We start from the raw sequence: 20,484 nt of genomic DNA, 5'->3' as shown, positions 1-20,484 counted from the left end.
ATGAATATTGGGTACTATGCTCACCATCATGGTTCAGGACACTGCCGCCAAGCTGATAAGTTGGCGGCTTTACTTCCTACTGATCAGAGAAGTCATCTCACCGTATTTACCAGTTTAAGTGCAGAGACCTATGCGTTTAACTCTATACCTGAGTTGCAAGTGATTAGGTTGGCTGCAGAAGATGAACTTGAAAGCGATACCTTAAAAGGTAGGGCCGGAGAATACTGGCACCCTAATAGTTTGCATTATTCCCCAGTGGGCAATAGCAATATACAAAAGCGCAGTCATAAGATTTTAGACAGTATCCATAAACTCAATATAGAGCTTATGATTATTGATGTCAGTGTTGAGGTTGCAATGCTGTGCCGAGCCGCGAGTATTCCTTATTTGTATGTAAGATTACCCGGTGTGCGTGATGATACCCCTCATTTGAATGCTTTTGCTGGGGCATTAGCTATGATTGCACCCTACCCAGAAGCTTTAGATGCTGGTGTTACCCCGCAATGGTTACCTTCTAAAACGTTATATCTTAATTTTATAAACGTTGGTCAATTTGCTAATGTCTCTTATCCAGAGTTTATTGCCTCGTTGGTGTCTTTTGCAAATAATAATAATCTACCTATAGAGGTGGATGATCGTCCCATTATAACGGTGATCAAGGGCTACGGTGGGCATGAAGATATTGATAATAAACTGCCCAAATTGCGAGAACTATTGCCTCATGCTCTCATTATTTCATTAGGTCCAATACATCATGATATACGTGATTATGTAGATATCGCTGCTGAAGTTAACGATGTGACACCTTTTATAGAACATAGTGATTGTTTATTAATGGCTTGTGGCTTAAATGCTATTGCCCAAGTTTATAGCACTGATACTCCCCTAGTGGTATTGCCAGATTTTAGACCCCATGATGAACAACATTTTACAGCTCAGGCCTTAATTAAAGAAGGACGTGCAGTAGATTGGGACTATTTTCAACAATTAGTCTCCAGACATGGTAATGAATTATTTTCAGATAACTCATTATTTAAGGGACAAGCTTCAGATAACTCTGCCTCTGCTCCTGCACCTATACTAGAATCAGAAATACCAATATCTGCAACATCAATAACTGAGACGGCAATATCTGAAACAGAGGTTTCTGAATCTGCTAATGATAATAGTTTTGCTGCTAATACTATAACTTCTAATATAAATCTAAAACCTTCAATAGCCGAAGAATTTATGCAAAGCACAAAAATTTATACGTCTATTAATTCATGGTTTCAAGATTGGTTGCTGCCACGCATTAATTTACAGCCAGATTAAACTTATTCATGGCTTAACTTACGACATTTCAATATCAAAGATAATCACCTATGGTTTCTCATTCTGTATCTCAATCGACGTCCTCAATGTCTGATTTGGCACAAGTCAGTGTCATTACCACTTGCTATGGCCGCAATACCCATCTCTATAATCTATTAAGCAGTCTTGAACAAGGCAGCGTTCAACCTGCTGAAGTGATTATCATCAACGACGATGCAGACCCTGAGCGTTTGGCTGAGTTTGCGCTAAATATTATCAAGATACCTACCACAGTGGCATCAAGCCCTAAAACTGAGGACAGCGCTAAGTTCGATATAGGACACAATCGCAATTTGGGAGCGCAGCATGCCAGTCAAAATGCGCTTATCTTTCTGGATGTGGACTGTATAGTGGCACCGTATTTTATTGAACAATTTAGTCTGAAGTTACAACGCCACCCTGAGGCCTTATTAATGGGACAGCCGCGTTATCTAATTCGGCCGTTAAGCTCTGAAGAAAGCCTGCAGTTAAAGTTGGGTCAATTACCGACGTCACATCTTGACGAGCTATCGGTCTATAACCCTTACCGTTTTAATTTTGATCCTAGTGAGTCAATACCTTCAAAGCGCGCTACAGACTCAGACAGCGATGGGACATTGCAAACGGCGTTACAGCAGACTGAAGATTACGGGGCTTTTTGGAGTCTATGCTTTGGTATTACCCGCCAGCAGTTCGATAAAATAGGTGGTTTTGACACTCAATATATTGGCTATGGTGCTGAAGATACGGATTTTGCTTTTACCGCTCGCTCACTAGGTATTAAGTTTTACCTAAGCGCGGATGTGGCTTACCATCAACAGCATAGCGTGTCTCGTCCTCCGCTAAATCACTTAAACAGTATCGTAATTAATGCCAATCGTTTTTATCAAAAATGGCAACATTGGCCAATGCAAGGTTGGCTGGAACAGTTTGTATCAATGGGATTGATAGATTGGCAGGAGCAGCAAGCTTCTTCGATAGAGGTTATTAGATTGCCCACTAAAAAGGAGCGGGACATGGCACACTGTCCTAACGCTCCTTTTGTTTAAATGGCTTTTTAAGGGTTCATATTTAAAAGATTAAAGACTGCCTTTCAAAAAAATGACAGCTATCAAACTACATATCGACTTTTAAACGATCCCAGTATTTTTGATACAGTGCCATGGTCTTATCGCCAACATCTCGACGGAATAAAGCGTGACCCATTTTATCCGCTGGCGGGTAGATAATCTCATTGTTTGCCATCTTAGGTGGCATTAAGGCGCGAGCAGCATCACTCGGTGAGCCGTAACCAATTTCTTCACTGATAATCGCTGAGTTCTCAGGGCGCATTAAAAAGTCGATAAAGGTATAAGCGTTCTCTAAATTTTTAGCATTTTTAGGAATGGCCATATTGTCCATCCACATGATGACACCCTCTTTAGGATAAACAAAATCAAGCTCAGGCATACCTTGGTCTTGCGCCATAATAACCTCACCATTCCAAGCCAATCCCAAATAGGTTTCACCTTCCATAAAGGGCATACGCGGTGCGTCTGAGTTAAAAGTACGCACATTTGGCATTAATGTTGCCAATTTTTCATAAGCTGCTTTGATGTGTTTGGGATCTTGAGTTGAGGTAGGATAACCAAGCGTCAACAGACTCATTGAGAATACGTCACGTAGGTCATTCATCAGCATGACTCGACCTTCATATTGCGGTAACCACAAATCATCCCATGATGTAATGGACGATAAATCGATACGCTTAGTATTAACCGCAATTCCTGATGACCCCCATAAATAAGGCACACTATATTTATTTTCAGGATCAAATTCTGCATTTAACAGTGTTTTATTCAAAAGTTTAAAGTTGCTAATCTTATTATGATCAAGCACTTCAAGCATATTCTCCTTTCGCATCTTATCCACAAAATCAGTACCTGGGAATATGACATCATAATCACCGCTATTGCGCATCAGCTTTAGCTTGGCATACATTGCTTCATTGGAGTCAAAGGTACTGTAAACCACCTCAATACCTGTTTCCGCGGTAAAGGCTTTAAGTACACTGTCAGAGATGTATTCAGTCCAATTATATACGTTTACGACTTTACCTCTCTTAGTAGCTGGTGCATTTTGAGTAGAAGTCGCATCTGCTGCCTGATTCTCATTATTACCAGACTGCTGGCAACCTGCTAAACCAAGACCTGTTAAACCTATCAGCCCTGCTCCAGTCATCTCCAAAAAACGTCGACGTGTGACAAGGTTATTTTTGGGCATATGGTTCTTTGGCATAACTTATCCTTAACGTTTTTTGAGAAGTAGTAATTGAGAGACGAGCAAACCTACTAGTGATATACCCAGTAAAATCGTACCCACAGCGTTGACTTCCGGCTTAACACCGACACGGACCATAGAATATATCTGTAAAGGTAAAATCTCAAAACTAGCGCCCGTATTAAAGGTTGATACCACCACATCATCTAAAGACAAGGTAAAGGCCAATACCCAGCCGGCCAATACTGCTGGCAAGATAATTGGCAATAATACAGTGCGAATCATGGTAAATTCACTGGCACCCAAATCACGTGCTGCCTCTAATAAACTATTGTCCAGACTGGCCAAACGCGCTGAGACCGTAATTACCACAAATGGTAGGCAAAACGTAATGTGCGCCAATAGTAAGGTTACGAAGCCCAGCTCAATACCTATCATCAGAAACAACGCCAACAGAGAAATTGCCAATACAATCTCAGGTGACATCATTAACACGAACAATAGGCTTTGTAAGACGCTTTTGCCTTTGAAATCATAACGCTGAAAAGACAGTGCGGTCAGACTGCCAATCACTGTGGTCACCGTGGCCGCTACTACTGCCAATAGCACTGAATTAATCGCAGCTTGTATCATCGCTTCATTGCTAAACAGCTCATAATACCAGTGTAAGCTAAAGCCCGCCCAGGTATAACCTACTTTAGAAGAGTTAAAAGAGAACACCACCATTACCAAAATAGGGGCAAATAACACCAAATAAATTAGGGTCAAATAGAGACGAGAGAACCATTTCATTGCATTGCTCATTGTTGTACTGGTCATATCCGCCTCCCCTAAGCCACTTCATTGTGATCGGTTTTGCCGATACGTTTACTGCTGGCATAATATGCCGCAATCAATATCGCCATGGTCAATGTCAACAGCACACTGGCTGCGGCACCAAATGGCCAATCTCGGGCATCTAAGAATTGGGACTTAATAATATTACCTACCAACAAGTTGCGAGACCCTCCTAAGATATCAGCCACATAGAACATACCCATTGCTGGTAATAGCACTAACAAAACCCCAGAGATAATACCTGGTGTGGTCAACGGTAAAATCACATGCCAAAAAGTTTGAAACTTATTGGCACCTAAGTCTTTAGACGCTAGGACAATGTCCTGTCGCAAGTCTGTAAATACCGCATACAATGGCAACACCATAAATGGAAACAACAGGTACACTAACCCGCCAATCACCGCTTTTTCGGTATATAAAATCTGTAAGGGCTCATTAATAAAACCCATGCCAATCAAGGCGCTGCTTAATAACCCATTGGCCGCCATAATCAGCTTAACCGCATACAAGCGAACCAAAGAGTTGGTCCAAAATGGAATAATCAGCAATAACATCAAAAACGATTGCCAGCGTTTTGAGGTGCGGCTCACCAACCAAGCAAAGGGATAACCCAATAGCAAACAGATAATGGTGGTCACCGAGGCCATACTAAGTGAGTGCAAAAACACCTTGACGTACAGCGGATCGACAAAACGCAGATAGTTATCTATTGTCACTGGCAATGCCAAAAACTTATCTTCATCTCGGGTCAGAAAACTGGCCAATACCACCAATATATTGGGAATAAAAGCAAAGATAATTAACCATGCCCAAATCACGAATAAGGTAACACGCTGGAACAATCGCCCGTTATTACGTAAGTTGGCAGCGGTATTCGGTAAAATTGACTTATTCATCTGGCAGTATCCACTCCCATCCGTCGACCCAGTCGACCCTTACTTCCTGGCCCAGCTTATAGTTAAAGTTGGGATCGTCTTCGTTAAAATACTCTGAGGTTTTAATGGTATTGCCGTTTTGCAAACGAATCACTGAGTCTAGCGTACTGCCTTTGTAAGCACTGTCTACTACGTGACCTACTAAGCCTTCATGACCTTCACTTAAGTAATAAACGCGAATGTCCTCTGGGCGTAGCAGTAGGTTAATACTTTGACCGACTTGTACATCAAACTTGGGCTTAGGCAAATCACGAATCGGGTGATAGCCCTCTTTTTGTTCGGTAACTTCTACTTTAATACGATGCTCACCCACTTCTAAGACACGGGCTTTAAATAAATTGGTTTCGCCAATAAAGTTTGCAGTAAATAAGTTGGCAGGTGACTCATAAATACGAATCGGGCTATCAATTTGCTGAAATACGCCAGCCTTCATAACCGCAATCCTATCTGACATAGACAGTGCTTCTTCTTGGTCATGGGTGACGAATACGAAGGTAATGCCTAGCTCGCGCTGTAGACGCTTTAATTCAGACTGCATCTGCACTCGCATCTTGGCATCAAGCGCAGACAATGGCTCATCAAGTAACAGCATTTTTGGTCGATTAACTACCGCACGTGCGATAGCAATACGCTGCTGCTGTCCCCCTGATAAGTCTTGCGGACGTCTATTAATAGTATGCTCTAGCTGTACCATTTCCAACGCCTCTTTGACTCGGGCTTGGATTTCATCTTTGGGTACTTTTTTTAGCTTTAAACCATAAGCAATGTTGTCAAAGACACTCATGTGCGGAAATAAAGCATATTGCTGAAAGACAGTATTAATAGGACGCTTTTCGGCTGGCATATTGCTGATATCAACACCATCAAGCTGCATCGTGCCGGCATCTGGCATCTCAAACCCACCTATTAAGCGCAGTAAAGTAGTTTTACCACAGCCAGAGGGTCCCAGCAGGGTTAAAAACTCGCCATCATAAATATCTAAATCAATACCATTTAGAATTTGCGTGTTATCGTAAGCTTTGCTTAGCCCACGAATACGCAGCAATGATTTTTTTTCAGATAATTGCGCTGAGGCCATTGAAGAGGATTCATTAAGTGACATAGGAACGGTCTCATATCAAAGGGGGTTGCTGGTAAAGCGTTATCGTACATGACCGCCATAAAAAAACCAACTGCTAAGCCAATATTTACCTAAGTTTAATGTAGTTAAGCAACATAGACTCTCTTGACAGCAGGTGCCAATTTAAATCATGCTGATATTTACGGCTAAATTAGACAATTTTACTAATCTGATTACCGAACTTATTACTAAATTAGCTACTTAATTAACGGCTGAGTGGATTGCTAATCAGCCTTAATCTCTATCAACTTTACTTATTTGAGGAATTACCATGAGTGACACCCTACCTCCGCTACGCATTGATATTGTGTCGGACATTGCTTGCCCTTGGTGTGTGGTCGGCTACCGCCAATTAGCAGAAGCTCTAAAACAAACGCATACCGCCCATGAAATACATTGGCATCCTTTTGAGCTCAATCCTAATATGCCGCCTGAAGGACAAAATATGCGAGAGCATATCATGGAAAAATATGGCTCGACCCAACAAGAGTCTGATGCAAGTCGCGTCAGAATTACAGAAGCTGGTGCTGAAGTGGGCTTTGAGTTTAACTTTAATGACGACACTTGGATGCACAATACCTTTAATGCACATCAACTGCTACAGTGGGCCGGCGAGCAAGGTTTGAAACACGAACTTAAGCAGGCATTATTTGCTGCCCATTTTACTGATAATCGTGATATCTCAGACACTGAAGTATTGGCGGATATTGCTGAAGATGTCGGTCTAGATCGCTCTCAAGCTTTAGAGGTTCTGGCAGATCAGCGCTACGCTCAACAAGTTAGAAGTGCCGAGCATCAGGTCCAACAGCAAGGGATTCAAAGCGTGCCAGCGATTATCTTTAATCAACGTCACTTAGTAAGCGGCGCTCAAGGCGTTGATAATTTCAAGAATATTATCACCCAATTGACCAGCAACTGATGAATATAATAGGTTATTAAAGGCATAGTGATGATAGTTAGCTATAAGCGATAACAATTGGCTTTAAACAGTTGGATTCGTTTATAAGATAAGAAACTATAGTTTTTAGCTTATAGGTATTAGATTTTAGGCATGTATATCACAATTATATAGATTTATTTGCTTAGGCTATTTTATATGACTGATATTGTATATTGTTATTGCTCGCCTGCCTCTGTCTAATACCTTTTTAAATTAACAAAGATATATCCTGCCCTTAAAATCAGATTCGACAACGTTAAAACGAAACCTTGTGTTTATATTATTGTTCTCATATGAAGAACAATGTTTTGCGATAACTGCTGTTTATTGAAAGCTTATAATCCCCTAGTATGAAGCTACTTATTTATAGAAAATAATTTTTATAAACACAAATTAATTGATTTTTTTAATTTTTGATTGGAGAACAACATGGGATTATTAGTAGAAGGCAAATGGCAGGATCAGTGGTATGACACAGAGGCCACCGGTGGACGTTTCCAACGTGATTTGTCTCGTTTCAGAAGCTGGGTAACTGTCGATGGTAGTGCCGGCCCTTCTGGCAGTGATGGCTTCAAAGCTGAGCCTAATCGCTATCATTTGTATGTATCTTTGGCTTGTCCTTGGGCACACCGTACCCTTATCTTCCGTAAGTTAAAAGGCTTAGAGGATATGATTAGTGTTTCAGCAGTACATCCTCTCATGCACGAAAATGGCTGGACGTTCCAAGATGGTCCTGGCGTGATTGCTGACCCTATCTTCAATGCAGACTATATGTATCAGATTTATACCGCTGCTCAGTCTGATTATACCGGCCGCGTTACTGTGCCTGTATTGTGGGACAAAAAGAACAATACCATCGTCAGCAATGAGTCCTCTGAAATTATCAGAATGTTTAATTCAGCCTTCGATGAAGTGGGCGCTAACAAAGACGTGAACTTCTTACCTGAAGACTTACGTGGCAAGATTGATGAGTTAAATGATTTTATCTACCCTAATATCAATAACGGTGTCTATAAGTCTGGCTTTGCCACTACCCAAGAGGCCTATGATGAAGCAGTGGTCGATCTATTTAAAGCATTAGATACTATCGAAGCCCGTCTAGAAAACAATCGCTATCTTACTGGCGACAGCATCACTGAGGCAGATTGGCGCTTGTTCACTACCTTAATTCGCTTTGATCCAGTGTATGTTGGTCACTTTAAATGTAATATCAGACGCATTGTGGACTACCCTAACCTATGGGGCTATACCCGCGACTTATATCAAGTACCTGGCGTAGCGGAGACGGTCAACATGGACCATATCAAATCTCATTATTATGGCAGTCACGATACCATTAACCCCACTTTAATTGTCCCTCGTGGCCCTGATATTGACTTTATGAGCGCTCATGGTCGTGAAAAGCTCGCTAAATAAAATTTATTAGATTAAAGGTTTCTTTAACTTGAAAAAATAAACCCAGTTATGCACTTAGCATTAACTGGGTTTTTATTTGGCTATTCATAATTTTTAAAAAATTAGAGTGCTTCTATACCATTCAATAAAGTAACGAGTGAGTCTATTAACGGGCATCAGGATGAACCAAGTTTTCCATTGCCTCTACTCTCTGAGGCGCTTCACGAGGGATAAATTTGTTTAATATTAACCATAGTAAGCCAATCAATGGTGATATCCAGCAAACAAATGCATATGGGGCATAAGTAATCGTTGCAGCGCCTAAAGTTGCGGCGACAAAGCTACCTCCCATATTCCAAGGAATTAATGGCGATAATAAGGTACCGCAGTCTTCGATTGAACGGGTTAACGTCGTACGCTTATAGCCCATCTGCTTATATTTATCTTTTAATAATCGACCTGGCAGTACTAATGTTGTATAAACATCACCAATAATGGTACCCACACTTAAGACAATGGCGTAGGTTGACCCTACCAAACCAAAGCGACCTTTTATCAGCTTGTTTAACTTTGCCATGATCGCTTTAAGTGTACCGTAGTGTTCGAGCGAACCGACAAAAGCCAACGCGAAAATAGTTAAAGTTACAACCCAAGTCATCGACATTACGCCGCCTTTAGTCAGTAGCTGATCGACCATTTCGACACCGGTCTTACTGACATAGCCATCTTGTAATACCACAAAGATATCGTGAACCCCTACCCCTTGCAAAAAGAAGGCAATCAACGATGAGACAAATACCCCAATCAATACGGTCGGTATCGCTGGAAACTGCATAACGGCCGCGGCAATTACCACCAATGCGGGTAACAAGGTTATCAAACTAATATTATAGTTGGCCGCCATAGTCTGCTGTAGTAATTCTACAGAGGACATATCAACCGAATCAGAGCTATAACCTAAACCAATCCAAATGTATAAGCCTAACGCTATCACAAAGGCAGGTAAGGTCGTGGGTAGCATACCCTTAATGTGCTCCCAGATATCTATACCTGACGCTGCGGGAGTAAGGTTAGTAGTATCGGATAAAGGGGACATCTTATCTCCGAAGAAGGCCCCTGAAACAATGGCACCTCCAGTCAACTCAGGGGGGATACCCAGTCCTGTCCCTATTCCCATTAATGCCAAACCCACTGTGCCTACCGTCCCCCATGAGGAACCCGTCGCAATAGATATCAGAGCGCAAATTATGCAAACTGAGGCAAGAAAGGACGAAGGACTAAAGATTTCAAATCCATAATACAAAATAGTAGGCACGGTACCGGCGATAATCCAGGAGCCTACGAGCATACCGACGCCCATCAAGATAATAATGGCAGGTAGACCAACTTTAATAACCCGTAAAAATCGAGACTCCATACCCTCCCAACTACGACCACGGGCTGCCATAAATACCGCGGTAATCAAAATACCACAGGCTAATGGAATGTGAGGGGTGAAATCTTTAAAGATGAAGAACTGTACCATTAAAATCATGGCAGTAAGTACGAGGGGAGCAATGTCTAGTAGAAAGCTTGATGAGGCTCTATAGCCTTTAACTTCGGGATCGTACGGCTTTTTTTGAGTCATAAAATTATATTCTCTCCTTAGTCTCAATAATGTTGCTACTTAGCTATCGAGCATAGTTATTAAAAATTTATATTGAAAATTAAAATTGGTTAACCTCTACTTAAAACAGTAAATAATTAATATAATAAATAAAATGATAAGGTAATTGTTTAATAAAACTAACATACAACCCTATTAAAATTTTCGATTGATTTCAAGTTATTGACCTAAAAAACTTATCTTTTAATACAAAACTTTGATTTTATTAGGCTAGATATTAAGTTTTTCATTCATTTTTTATGGGTTTTTATATTGCACTCAATTAACTGTTAAGATTTTTTTGAAAGTTATTTTTGAAAATTTGAGTTTTGATTTGAGTGAAAATTGGGGTTTGGGTTTATTGAGCTTTGGAAGGCGTTAATTATTAGGCATAAAAAAACGCCCTCATTGCGAGTAATGCCAGTCAGTTAAGGCAAAAACTCAATAAAAGTAATAAAATAGCCCATCTAATAAGTAGATGGGCTATTTTACTATGAGACTACAAGACGCTATTAATGAGACGCATAAAAGGATTCCAGACACCCTAGAACAATTTAGTGAATTAATAGACCCTGAGTGGATACAGCAGGCTTTAGAATATACGGGCAAAGCGAGCATTAGAAGACGTAAGCTACCTGCCGAACACGTTGTTTGGATAGTCATCGGCACAGCTTTATATCGAAACCGTTCCATCTGGTATATCACAGAGCAAATGCGGCTTAATATAGACTCCCAGGCCTGTGTGCCCAGCGCTGGGGTACAAGCAAGACAACGCCTCGGGCATGAGCCTCTAAAGCAGCTATTTCATCAACTAAGTGCTCACTACCAAACAGAATCACGAGCCCAGCAGCAAGACTTCATGGGACTTAGCGTCCAAGCTGTAGACGGCGTCGTATACTCACTCCCATACACTGATGAGAACCTTCAGCACTTTAGCTCAAGCAAAGGCAGAACTAAAGAGGCGCCCTACCCCAAAATGCGTTCGGTATGTCTGATCAATACTGACACGCATGAGATCATTGACACAACCCTTGGAGATATGGGTCAAGGAGAGATCACATTAGCCCGTCAGCTAAATATTCAAGACAATAGCATTACGCTATTTGATAGAGCCTATTTCTCAGCAGACCTACTTATCAGTTGGCAACAAACCCATCCAAACAGTCATTGGCTTATGCGGGCTAAAGATAATCTGCGTTACACTGTGATTGAAACCTTTAGTGAAGGGGACTACTTGATACAAATGCCGGTTTCTCCCCAAGCTCAAAAGAAAAACCCAAACCTACCCGATACTTGGCAAGCTCGATTAATTGAGTGTCGTTATGAGGGTAAGACAAGACGATACATAACCTCTTTAATAGATGATAAACGCTTTACTAAGGATAAAGTGGCACAGCTGTATTTGCAGCGCTGGGAGATTGAGATGGCTTTCAGGGAAATTAAGTCTGATCTACAGCAGGGGCTGTTGTTAAGAAGTAAGCTGCCACAGCTTGTGTTACAAGAGTTCTGGGGGCTTATGATTGCTTATAATCTGATAAGACGTTTGATGCGATATATGGCTCTTAGAGCTAAGGTTAGCCCTCTACGAATTAGCTTTCATATGGCGTCTATTACGATTGTTGATCTGTTACGGTTTGCACCTTTACAGGCTGCAGGACTCTTCCCTAAGTTGTTAGATGCACTTTTAGAGGAAGGAAAATTGTTTGTTATTCCTGAACGCAGAAAGCGATCTTGCCCGAGGGTGGTTAAGGGTAAGCCACAAAAATATCCCAAAAAAAATACCAGTCAGCCTTAACTGACTGGCATTACTCATTACGAGGGCGTTTTCTTATGCTGATTAAAAATTTCAGCTTATAAATTTAGATAACTTGGATACCTTGCTCAATATATACTGTTTCATCAGTCTTGATGTATACATCATAGGTATGATTGGTATTTAATGGATCAGACATAGACACGCCTGTTGCTGATTTGGTCCAACCATTTAAACTAGGACTAGAAACTGAACCACCATTATTTCCTAAATCAACTGTATCAGTAGAAGTACCATTTACAACTCTGCACACGACAAAAAAATCATCCCCACCCGATTTTCATAGGTTTAGGGGTTAAAAAGCTAACTAACTGTCGAAATACAGTCTTATCATTGTTAAAAAACACCAAGCGAAGACCTTCGATCAATAAATCCAGGCCAAGCGCAAACAAACTGGCTTGAGGTCGAGCGTTTGACTTTAACTTGCGTTTTAACGGCTTATCTTTGTCTTTATAAATACCGACATGATAAGCCCAACAAAATGCTAAGGCGTTCACTGCGACTAATTTACTGACCCGATCAAGATGGGTTAAGTGGGTATCTTCAAGATTAAAGCCACGCCCCTTTAGACAAGCAAATAAAGTCTCAATTTCCCAACGCTTAGCATAGTGACCTCTGCTGTCAACAACGGAGAAAAACATTTGGTAGATTTCATCAGGCAGCCTGACGGTAAAAGTCTTGGAATACTTGAGTAGGTGACTTAAATCCTAACCCTTTTTGTATTCGTTGACGGTCGTAAAAAATCTCAATATATCTAACCACATCCTTAATGGCTTCATCACGAGTCTCATAGACTTTGTGATAAATCAGCTCGTTTTTTAACTGACCCCAGAAGCTTTCAATCGGGGCGTTATCGTAGCAATTGCCTTTTCGGCTCATAGAGCCAGCAAAACCATACTTGTCGATGATTTGGCGGTATTGATGGCTACAATACTGACTACCCCTGTCAGAATGCACGATTAAGCCCCGAGCAGGGCGTTTGTACTTAATGGCATTGTTTAAAGCCTCACAAACCAAATCAGCGGTCATACGCTTATTTAGAGCATATCCCACAATCTCTTTGCTGTACAAGTCTTTGAACGCTGCCAAGTACACCCAGCCTTCATTGGTCCAAATATAGGTAATATCGCTAACCCAAGTGATATTGGGTGCTGCCACGTCAAACTGCTGTTCTAACAAGTTTGGATACACAGGCTTATTATGATTTGAGTCAGTAGTCACCTTAGATCGCTTGTGGCGTTTGCAGTAAATACCATGTTCTTGCTTGATTTGCCGAACCATGTACAGGCTGATGTCGTGTCCTTGGCTGGTTAAATGCTGATGCAAGCGTTCATGCCCATAGCTTTGCTGTGTATCCATATGAGCGGATTTGACCAGTAACTCACAGCGATTGTGGTGCTGTTTTCGCTTGCTCATGCCTCGCTTTAGCCAGTCATAGTAGCCTGATAGGCTGACTTCAAATACGGTCGCCATACGTTGTATGCAGTACTTCAATCGATTCTCTTGCATAAAGGCGTACTTGGCTATTGATTCTTGGCAAAGTACGCCGTTGCCTTTTTTAGAATTTCTCGTTCCTCTTGAGCGATTCTTAGTTGTTTTTTTAGGTCTTTGATTTCATCCAAGGCGGCTATGAGTTCAGAATTGTAATTTTGGGTGCCTGCAAGTACGCCTCTTTCAGCCTTCCTATGCCAGTTTGCTAGTGTGTTCATGGGTATGCCAAGTTCTTTAGCCGTTTGACTGATGTTGCCGTTATTTTCTTTGACTTTGGCGCTGGCTTCAGCTTTGAAAGTGTCGCTGTATTCTACTCTTTTCTTACTCATGGTAAACTCCTGTTTAGGATTCTAGTTTACCAAATATTTTTGTCCGTTTTTTTCAGCATACATCAAGTTGATCCATCGGCATTTTCTACCGTGTCAGTAATTACAGGCGCATTTGGTGCGCTGTTATCAGCAACTGCCGCATTGGTAGCTGGACCTGTATTGCCATTAATATCGGTGGCAGTCACAGGATACTCACCATTTGCCAATGGCTCAGTCACCTCTAAGCTGTAAGCACCGTTTTCATCAGCAGTCGTGGTGTAATCGTTAACACCATCACCATCAATGTCCACACCCACAGTTGAGCCTGCTTCTGCAGTACCCGTAATGGTGGTTGATCCATCAGCATTCTCAGTTACCTCACCCACAGTCGGTGCCGTTGGTAAGGTTGTGTCAGCAACTGCCGCATTGGTAGCTGGACCTGTATTGCCATTAATATCGGTGGCAGTCACAGGATACTCACCATTTGCCAATGGCTCAGTCACCTCTAAGCTGTAAGCACCGTTTTCATCAGCAGTCGTGGTGTAATCGTTAACACCATCACCATCAATGTCCACACCCACAGTTGAGCCTGCTTCTGCAGTACCCGTAATGGTGGTTGATCCATCAGCATTCTCAGTTACCTCACCCTATAAATATGCTTGTTATTATCTTTATCAGTGAATCCTAAAGAGCAAACTAAAGTAGATTTATTCACTTCAATTGTTTCTAGAGATAGCCCATTATATAAAAATTAAATTGGCTTATTTTGAATCAGTAAACACTTATGAACTAGGATAAACAATACTCTAAACAATATTGTTTAAAAAAGATAAACATTCAATATTTTATTGCTTTATAGGCTTTATAGATTTTTATAAAGCCTATTTGATGGAAAATGTTTTATGAGAGAGATTAAATAAGTACCTTAACGTTATCTTAACGGCAGACTTGCTACCTTATATATGTTTCAAACACTGCCGAGAAATCCGAACATGTCAAAAAAGCTGTTAACTCATACCCCATCTTTAACCCCGCAAGACCAAACTCATCCTACCAAAGCCCCTTTTTTAAGACGGTTATCACAAATCCAAATTAATCCAAATGTGCTTATATTATTGGTCGCTATCTACTTAACAGTTACTGCTAATTTAAGTTTCTTTGGCAAAGTATTGGATATTTATCCAATTGCAAATAATTTAGGCTTTGTTGTTTCAACCGTAGGGCTACTATTCGGTGTTATTTGGTTAGTACTTCAACTGTTTACCTACAAGCCTGCCCATAAAGTTATTCTTAGTCTAATGATCATTATCGGTGCGATTTGTGCCTATTTCACTGACAGTTACGGCACTATCTTTGATACCAATATGTTAGTAAATGGGCTGGAGACAGATCATGCGGAGGCTATGGATTTATTTGCACCAGCATTTTTGATAAGGGTTTTATTGTTGGGGGTTTTACCGGTATTTATTTTGTCTCAATTAAAGATACAAGTTTTGCCATTTAAACGTGCTGCTCTTCAGAGAGTCGTTACTTTATTGGCGTGTTTAGGCGTATTGGCATTGTGTTTATTACCATTTGGTGATCAATATGCAAGCTTCTTTCGTCAGCATAAACAGGTTCGATACTATGCGAACCCCGTTATGCCTATCTATTCCACAATCAAACTGGGTACTGATAAGATAGATGACCTACGTCGTCCTAAACATTTAATTCCACATGCTGAGGACGCAAAATTGATCACCCCTGTTGCTACTAATTCTGAAAGCAATAGTGCTGGCATGAATCCCGTTAAACCTAAACTAATGGTATTGGTAGTTGGAGAAACAGTACGCTCGGATCACATTGGCTTGAATGGCTACTCACGTGACACCATGCCACTACTTGCTAAGACCAAAGATGTGTACAGCTATAAAGACGTTAGCTCTTGTGGTACTTCGACCGCTTACTCTGTGCCTTGTATGTTTAGTTACGCGGATCGCAAAGATTATGATATGGATCTTGCCCCCTACAATGAGAACGTCCTTGACACTTTAAACAAACAAGGCGTAAACGTGATCTGGCGTGATAACAACTCTAGCTCTAAAGGGGTGGCAGATCGGGTGACATTTGAAGATTACAAGACCGACAAGCTCAATCCAAACTGTGATGTCGAGTGTCGCGATATTGGCATGTTAAAAGACTTCGACAAGATAGTGGCTAAGCCGCAAAATACCTTATTAGTACTGCATCAGATGGGTAACCATGGTCCTGCTTATTACAAGCGTTATCCTAAAGAATATGAAGTATTTAAGCCTGTATGTGAGAGTAACGAGTTATCAAAATGTGATAATCAATCAGTTATCAATGCCTATGATAATGCCATTGTTTACACTGATTACTTTTTGCATAACATTATTGAGACCCTTAAGCCTTATGAGCAAGAGTATGATGTGATGATGATTTATGTCAGTGATCACGGAGAGAGCTTAGGTGAAAACAATATTTATTTACATGGTTTGCCTTATAACATTGCTCCTAAATCTCAAAAACAAGTACCGCTTATTGTTTGGTCACCGGCTTCAAATAATATAGACAATGGCAGTATCACCAGTCTATTGCAGAAACCTGTTTCTCATGACTATTTGACCCCAACCTTATTAAGCTACTTTGGCATAAGCACTCAAGAAGTGGCCGACAAGCCCACTTTATTTAAGCCTGTTGCTAATTAATGCTTTGTGAGTAATTTAGAGGGCTGTATTAAATAAACACATAAGTGAATAATAAACTAATGCATAAAATTCTTATTATTGAAGATAACCCAGACATCGTTGCCAATATTTATGCTTTTTTTGAACCTAAGGGCTATGAATTAGACAATGCTCATAATGGGCCTAGCGGCTTATCTTTACTCGCTGAAAACCAGTATGATGTTATCTTGCTAGATGTCATGCTTCCAGGTATGAATGGCACGGAGCTTTGTAGAACGCTGCGAGAGAAACTACATATTAAGACCCCGGTGCTTATGCTAACCGCTAGAGACACTATCTCTGACAAAGTGGCTGGTTTCGATAGCGGCGCAGATGACTATTTAGTGAAGCCTTTCTCATTAGTAGAGTTAGAAGTGAGAGTAAAGGCATTATTACGTCGCCATCAAGATGAGTATTTCGACAAAGACATCACGCTTGGCCCTTTGACCCTTAATATTGAAAAGCATACCGCTTATCGTGATAATATCTTATTAAAACTAACACCGACTGGGTTTAAGATTCTGCAGGCTCTGATGCAATCCTATCCAAATGTGGTGAATAAAAATGAGCTAGAACAACGGGTGTGGGGAGAGGATATACCGAATAGTGACGCTCTACGTACTCATTTACATAGCTTACGCTCTCAAGTAGATAAGCCTTTTGCTCACTCCATGATAGTCACTGTTCCCGCTGTTGGTTATCAAATTGTCATCCCTGAAAAACAAGCCAGTTAACCACTGGCTTATTTTTTACTATTAATATCTAAAGCTATTTACTATGTTAAATACCGATTCAATCGTTTATAAATTCCGCCTTTCTTATTTAATCTTCACAATGATCTTGTGCGGTACTTTTATTGCTGTCTTTTATGCAGCGGAGACTAAGATTGAGGAGATATTAGTAGAGAGCTATTTATTACAACAGCTTGAAATAAATACTATCTTAACTTCCACAAGTAATGGTAGAGCACTGATACCTTTAGCAGAGCGAAACCCCGGGGTCAAAATATATCACTATGAAGATGCTCCAGAAATTTTAAAAAAGACAGCTACTTCTGACATACATGAAATGACTGTTAACGCTGATAACGGTAAGCGAGCAGATTTATACTTTATTAAACACCCTTCTCGAGGTGAAGAATACATTTTAACCTATCTTGATTTGGGCCAAAAACCGCAAGATTTATCAAAAGCAGGTTACCCCGACCATTCCTATCCCGTATTGGCTTTGTTCGAAAAACTTGAAGAGGTTTTCTATACTTTGCTGATTGGGGTGGTATTACTTAGCATTCTTATGGCATTCATCTTTTCATCGCTATCTTCTAAAGCCATTATTAAACCCTTGTTAGACTTAAAAGATGCCGTCGAATCAGATCAATACAACCTCGATCAGTTGACTCACCTGCCCTCGGAGGTCGGCGTATTAGCACGGGCTATTGATGATAAAAATCAAAAGCTTGAACAATATCTGAAGCGAGAGCAGTTATTTACTGGTGATGTCAGTCATGAGCTACGCACCCCGCTTACCATTATTATGGGAGCATCTGAAGTACTGCAAGCACAGTTAGAACATAACCCCAAAGCTCAGGAGTTTACTCAGCGTATTAACACCACTGCTAGAGAGACTTCAGAGATTATTAGTGCTTTACTTCTATTGTCCCGCGCCCCTGAACAGCTTGATGCGCCTTCCACTTGCATTAATCAAATTGCTCAAAAAGAAGTCAGCCGTCTTGATTATCTATTACACTATAAGCCGGTAACCTGCCGTATTGAGGCGGACAACGATTATTTTGCCAATGTCAGACCTGAGCTTCTTAAAATGGCACTAGGGAATCTTGTCAAAAATGCTTTTCAATACACAGATTCTGGAGAAGTTATCGTGACTATCGATGCTCAAAAAATCAGTGTGGCTGATACTGGGCTAGGTATTCCTGACAATATGATGCCCCTATTGTATGAGCGTTTTGAGAGAATCGACCCTCAAAACATCAAAACTGAGGGATCAGGATTGGGATTAAGCATTGTGCAAAGGATTATGACTCATCTTGACTGGAAACTGACTCATACCACGAATGAGCTAGGTGGCAGTACTTTTAGTATTTATTATAAATAACTCATACCGATATTGTTATTGTTGAAATACTTAATATTGACGTGCCTATTGTCGGTAACTAAGCCTCACTTACAGATTACTGATAGTGTGGTTTGTGTGTTCTTAACGTTTTCTTAACCTAGGACTTATTATACTAGAGTGGTGCAATGAAAAGTCACTACTCAATAGCTGTCCATTCGTCCAATTTAAGAAATGATTATGACTAAGTTATCTCCAGATTTACCGCCTAATACGTCTCATACTCAACAAGCCTCATCACAGACCCCCTTGAACCCCGATAGCTTTGCTTATAATGTAAAAGGTAAAACTGCCGTCGCCAGAATTATTAAGGCAGCGGGCTACTCGCTTGATGGCTTTAAGGCCGCCTATAATCACGAAGCGGCCTTTAGACAGGTCTTTTGGCTAAATCTTGTGCTGTTATTGGCTTTAACTTTCGTGCCTTTTGCGCTTACGGTTAAAATGGTTCTGGTCTTTGCCTCATTTCTTTCATTGATTGTGGAGCTTATCAATACCGGACTTGAAGCCAGTATCGACCATACCTCTACTGAACAACATCCCTTAGCAAAAATCGCCAAAGATGTGGGGTCAGCTGCTCAGTTCCTAGCTTTATTACTGTTATTTACACTATGGATGATGGCTTTATATAGTGTTTTTTCTGCAGATTTAGGGCGACTTAGCTAGGAGTGAACTATGGTGTCTCATTTAGTAACGCAATCCTTTCATCAAAGTCACAATCGTACTTCTGATGCCTCCCTGTCTATCAAAAGATGGTTACTTCTTATTGGTTTGACTGTCGTGTCGACATTTATGTTTGAACACAGTGAAATAGATGTGTCTATTAGTGAGCTTTTTTATCACAATGGTCATTGGCTCATTGAGAAAAACGCACAGCCATTTCGATTTATGTTTTACGATTTTCCAAAGACTTTGATTATTTTATTAGGCGTTTACCTGCTAATAAATTTAATAGTCAAAAAATGGAAATCATCAACCGCTGTCTCTACACAAAATTCGCCGAAAAATAAATGGCTATTGCCTTTTAGTACTACCAAGTTTAGTAGTAAAGAGTTGGGCTATTTATTACTCACTATAATTATGGTGCCCGCTATCATTGCGACTTTGAAGTCAGTTACCTACGTGAGTTGTCCTAATCATCTGACCATATTTGGTGGAGATACCCCCTATCTGTCACTTTGGCAAGATATCTTAACTAAGACACCAGCCAAATGCTTTCCTGCCGCTCATGCCAGTGCTGGATTTGCTTTATATGCGTTTGCTTATCTCCCCCGCTTTGTGCATAACAAAACCAAAATCATGTTAGTGGTGTCTGTGCTGGCTTGGACAATGGGGCTGTATAAAATGATGATTGGCGATCATTTCTTTAGTCATACGTTAGTGTCTATGTGGCTATCTTGGGCCATCGTTTATGGCATAGCGCTTCTGTTTTTTAGATCTACTCTTTCTGCTAGTCTGCAGCGCCGATAAGCTCCTTAGAATCTTACAATTTCCACTTGATTAAACTTAAGAGTCCTCCATACTAAAGCCACAAAGGCTAAGTTAAAGACTGAAAG

At 40.7% G+C, this 20,484-nt stretch carries 18 protein-coding genes and 1 pseudogene; 10 read left to right on the top strand and 9 right to left on the bottom strand.

Annotated features, from left to right (window positions below; all coding sequences use genetic code 11):
* Positions 1 to 1,314 carry a hypothetical protein gene (locus LK453_RS10580; RefSeq protein WP_201537931.1) on the top strand — a complete coding sequence of 438 codons (1,314 nt, stop codon included), beginning with the start codon at positions 1 to 3 and terminating at the stop codon, positions 1,312 to 1,314.
* 50 nt (positions 1,315 to 1,364) lie between these two features.
* Positions 1,365 to 2,381: a glycosyltransferase family 2 protein gene (locus LK453_RS10575; RefSeq protein ID WP_201537929.1), complete on the top strand. Its 1,017-nt coding sequence runs from the start codon at positions 1,365 to 1,367 to the stop codon at positions 2,379 to 2,381.
* 67 nt (positions 2,382 to 2,448) lie between these two features.
* Here the strand turns inward: LK453_RS10575 and LK453_RS10570 are convergent, their stop codons facing one another.
* From LK453_RS10570 to potA, 4 genes are read right to left on the bottom strand one after another with little or no spacing between them, the layout of a single operon-like run.
* Positions 2,449 to 3,609 carry an ABC transporter substrate-binding protein gene (locus tag LK453_RS10570; RefSeq protein WP_227674436.1) on the bottom strand — a complete coding sequence of 387 codons (1,161 nt, stop codon included), beginning with the start codon at positions 3,607 to 3,609 and terminating at the stop codon, positions 2,449 to 2,451.
* 9 nt (positions 3,610 to 3,618) lie between these two features.
* The gene (gene potC / locus LK453_RS10565; RefSeq protein WP_227674437.1) at positions 3,619 to 4,410 is read right to left on the bottom strand and encodes a spermidine/putrescine ABC transporter permease PotC; all 792 of its coding nucleotides are present in this window, start codon (positions 4,408 to 4,410) and stop codon (positions 3,619 to 3,621) included.
* Between the two features lie 11 nt (positions 4,411 to 4,421).
* Positions 4,422 to 5,324 (bottom strand): spermidine/putrescine ABC transporter permease PotB, encoded by a 903-nt coding sequence (gene potB / locus LK453_RS10560; protein WP_201537926.1) that lies wholly within the window; start codon positions 5,322 to 5,324, stop codon positions 4,422 to 4,424.
* On the bottom strand, positions 5,317 to 6,465 hold the full coding sequence (gene potA, locus LK453_RS10555) for a spermidine/putrescine ABC transporter ATP-binding protein PotA (protein ID WP_201537924.1): 1,149 nt from the start codon (positions 6,463 to 6,465) through the stop codon (positions 5,317 to 5,319). Before potA ends, potB begins: the two co-directional genes overlap by 8 nt.
* A gap of 289 nt (positions 6,466 to 6,754) precedes the next feature.
* Here potA and LK453_RS10550 point away from each other — a divergent pair, with 289 nt between their 5' ends.
* Complete coding sequence (locus tag LK453_RS10550) at positions 6,755 to 7,402, top strand: DsbA family oxidoreductase (RefSeq protein WP_201529710.1); 648 nt, start codon at positions 6,755 to 6,757, stop codon at positions 7,400 to 7,402.
* 450 nt (positions 7,403 to 7,852) lie between these two features.
* Positions 7,853 to 8,839: a glutathione S-transferase family protein gene (locus LK453_RS10545; RefSeq protein WP_201537922.1), complete on the top strand. Its 987-nt coding sequence runs from the start codon at positions 7,853 to 7,855 to the stop codon at positions 8,837 to 8,839.
* Positions 8,840 to 8,984: 145 nt separating this feature from the next.
* Here the strand turns inward: LK453_RS10545 and nhaC are convergent, their stop codons facing one another.
* On the bottom strand, positions 8,985 to 10,445 hold the full coding sequence (gene nhaC, locus LK453_RS10540; protein ID WP_201537920.1) for a Na+/H+ antiporter NhaC: 1,461 nt from the start codon (positions 10,443 to 10,445) through the stop codon (positions 8,985 to 8,987).
* A gap of 511 nt (positions 10,446 to 10,956) precedes the next feature.
* Here nhaC and LK453_RS10535 point away from each other — a divergent pair.
* The gene (locus LK453_RS10535) at positions 10,957 to 12,258 is read left to right on the top strand and encodes an IS4 family transposase (protein ID WP_227953995.1); all 1,302 of its coding nucleotides are present in this window, start codon (positions 10,957 to 10,959) and stop codon (positions 12,256 to 12,258) included.
* A 64-nt stretch (positions 12,259 to 12,322) separates the two neighbouring features.
* On the opposite strand, the gene LK453_RS10530 is transcribed toward LK453_RS10535, so the two are convergent.
* The 4 genes and pseudogenes from LK453_RS10530 to LK453_RS10515 all read right to left on the bottom strand — a co-directional run.
* Positions 12,323 to 12,529 (bottom strand): hypothetical protein, encoded by a 207-nt coding sequence (locus tag LK453_RS10530; protein WP_201538738.1) that lies wholly within the window; start codon positions 12,527 to 12,529, stop codon positions 12,323 to 12,325.
* Between the two features lie 10 nt (positions 12,530 to 12,539).
* On the bottom strand, positions 12,540 to 12,917 hold the full coding sequence (locus tag LK453_RS10525; protein WP_227945153.1) for a transposase: 378 nt from the start codon (positions 12,915 to 12,917) through the stop codon (positions 12,540 to 12,542).
* A gap of 13 nt (positions 12,918 to 12,930) precedes the next feature.
* Positions 12,931 to 14,096 (bottom strand): IS3-like element ISPssp1 family transposase gene (locus LK453_RS10520; protein WP_201542083.1). Its coding sequence is split into 2 segments (ribosomal slippage): positions 12,931 to 13,838 and positions 13,838 to 14,096, totalling 1,167 coding nucleotides; the frame shifts between segments, so codons are not numbered across the junction.
* A 62-nt stretch (positions 14,097 to 14,158) separates the two neighbouring features.
* Positions 14,159 to 14,689 (bottom strand): annotated as a pseudogene (locus tag LK453_RS10515) (Ig-like domain-containing protein); the annotation flags it as partial.
* A gap of 378 nt (positions 14,690 to 15,067) precedes the next feature.
* Between LK453_RS10515 and LK453_RS10510 the strand changes: the two are divergent.
* The 5 genes from LK453_RS10510 (at position 15,068) to LK453_RS10490 (ending at position 20,398) form a co-directional block, all read left to right on the top strand.
* Positions 15,068 to 16,783, top strand: a complete 1,716-nt coding sequence (locus LK453_RS10510) for a phosphoethanolamine transferase (protein ID WP_227673854.1) — start codon at positions 15,068 to 15,070, stop codon at positions 16,781 to 16,783.
* A gap of 59 nt (positions 16,784 to 16,842) precedes the next feature.
* Positions 16,843 to 17,535 carry a response regulator transcription factor gene (locus LK453_RS10505; protein ID WP_201529722.1) on the top strand — a complete coding sequence of 231 codons (693 nt, stop codon included), beginning with the start codon at positions 16,843 to 16,845 and terminating at the stop codon, positions 17,533 to 17,535.
* A 43-nt stretch (positions 17,536 to 17,578) separates the two neighbouring features.
* Positions 17,579 to 18,913: a sensor histidine kinase gene (locus LK453_RS10500; RefSeq protein ID WP_201529724.1), complete on the top strand. Its 1,335-nt coding sequence runs from the start codon at positions 17,579 to 17,581 to the stop codon at positions 18,911 to 18,913.
* Positions 18,914 to 19,105: 192 nt separating this feature from the next.
* Positions 19,106 to 19,594, top strand: a complete 489-nt coding sequence (locus tag LK453_RS10495) for a diacylglycerol kinase (RefSeq protein ID WP_227674469.1) — start codon at positions 19,106 to 19,108, stop codon at positions 19,592 to 19,594.
* Positions 19,595 to 19,603: 9 nt separating this feature from the next.
* Positions 19,604 to 20,398 (top strand): PAP2 family lipid A phosphatase, encoded by a 795-nt coding sequence (locus tag LK453_RS10490; protein ID WP_201529726.1) that lies wholly within the window; start codon positions 19,604 to 19,606, stop codon positions 20,396 to 20,398.
* Positions 20,399 to 20,484: the final 86 nt, after the last annotated feature.

The organism is Psychrobacter sanguinis (assembly GCF_020736705.1).
GTDB classification, from domain to species: Bacteria; Pseudomonadota; Gammaproteobacteria; order Pseudomonadales; family Moraxellaceae; genus Psychrobacter; species Psychrobacter sanguinis.
This window is presented reverse-complemented; position numbering and strand designations above follow the sequence as displayed.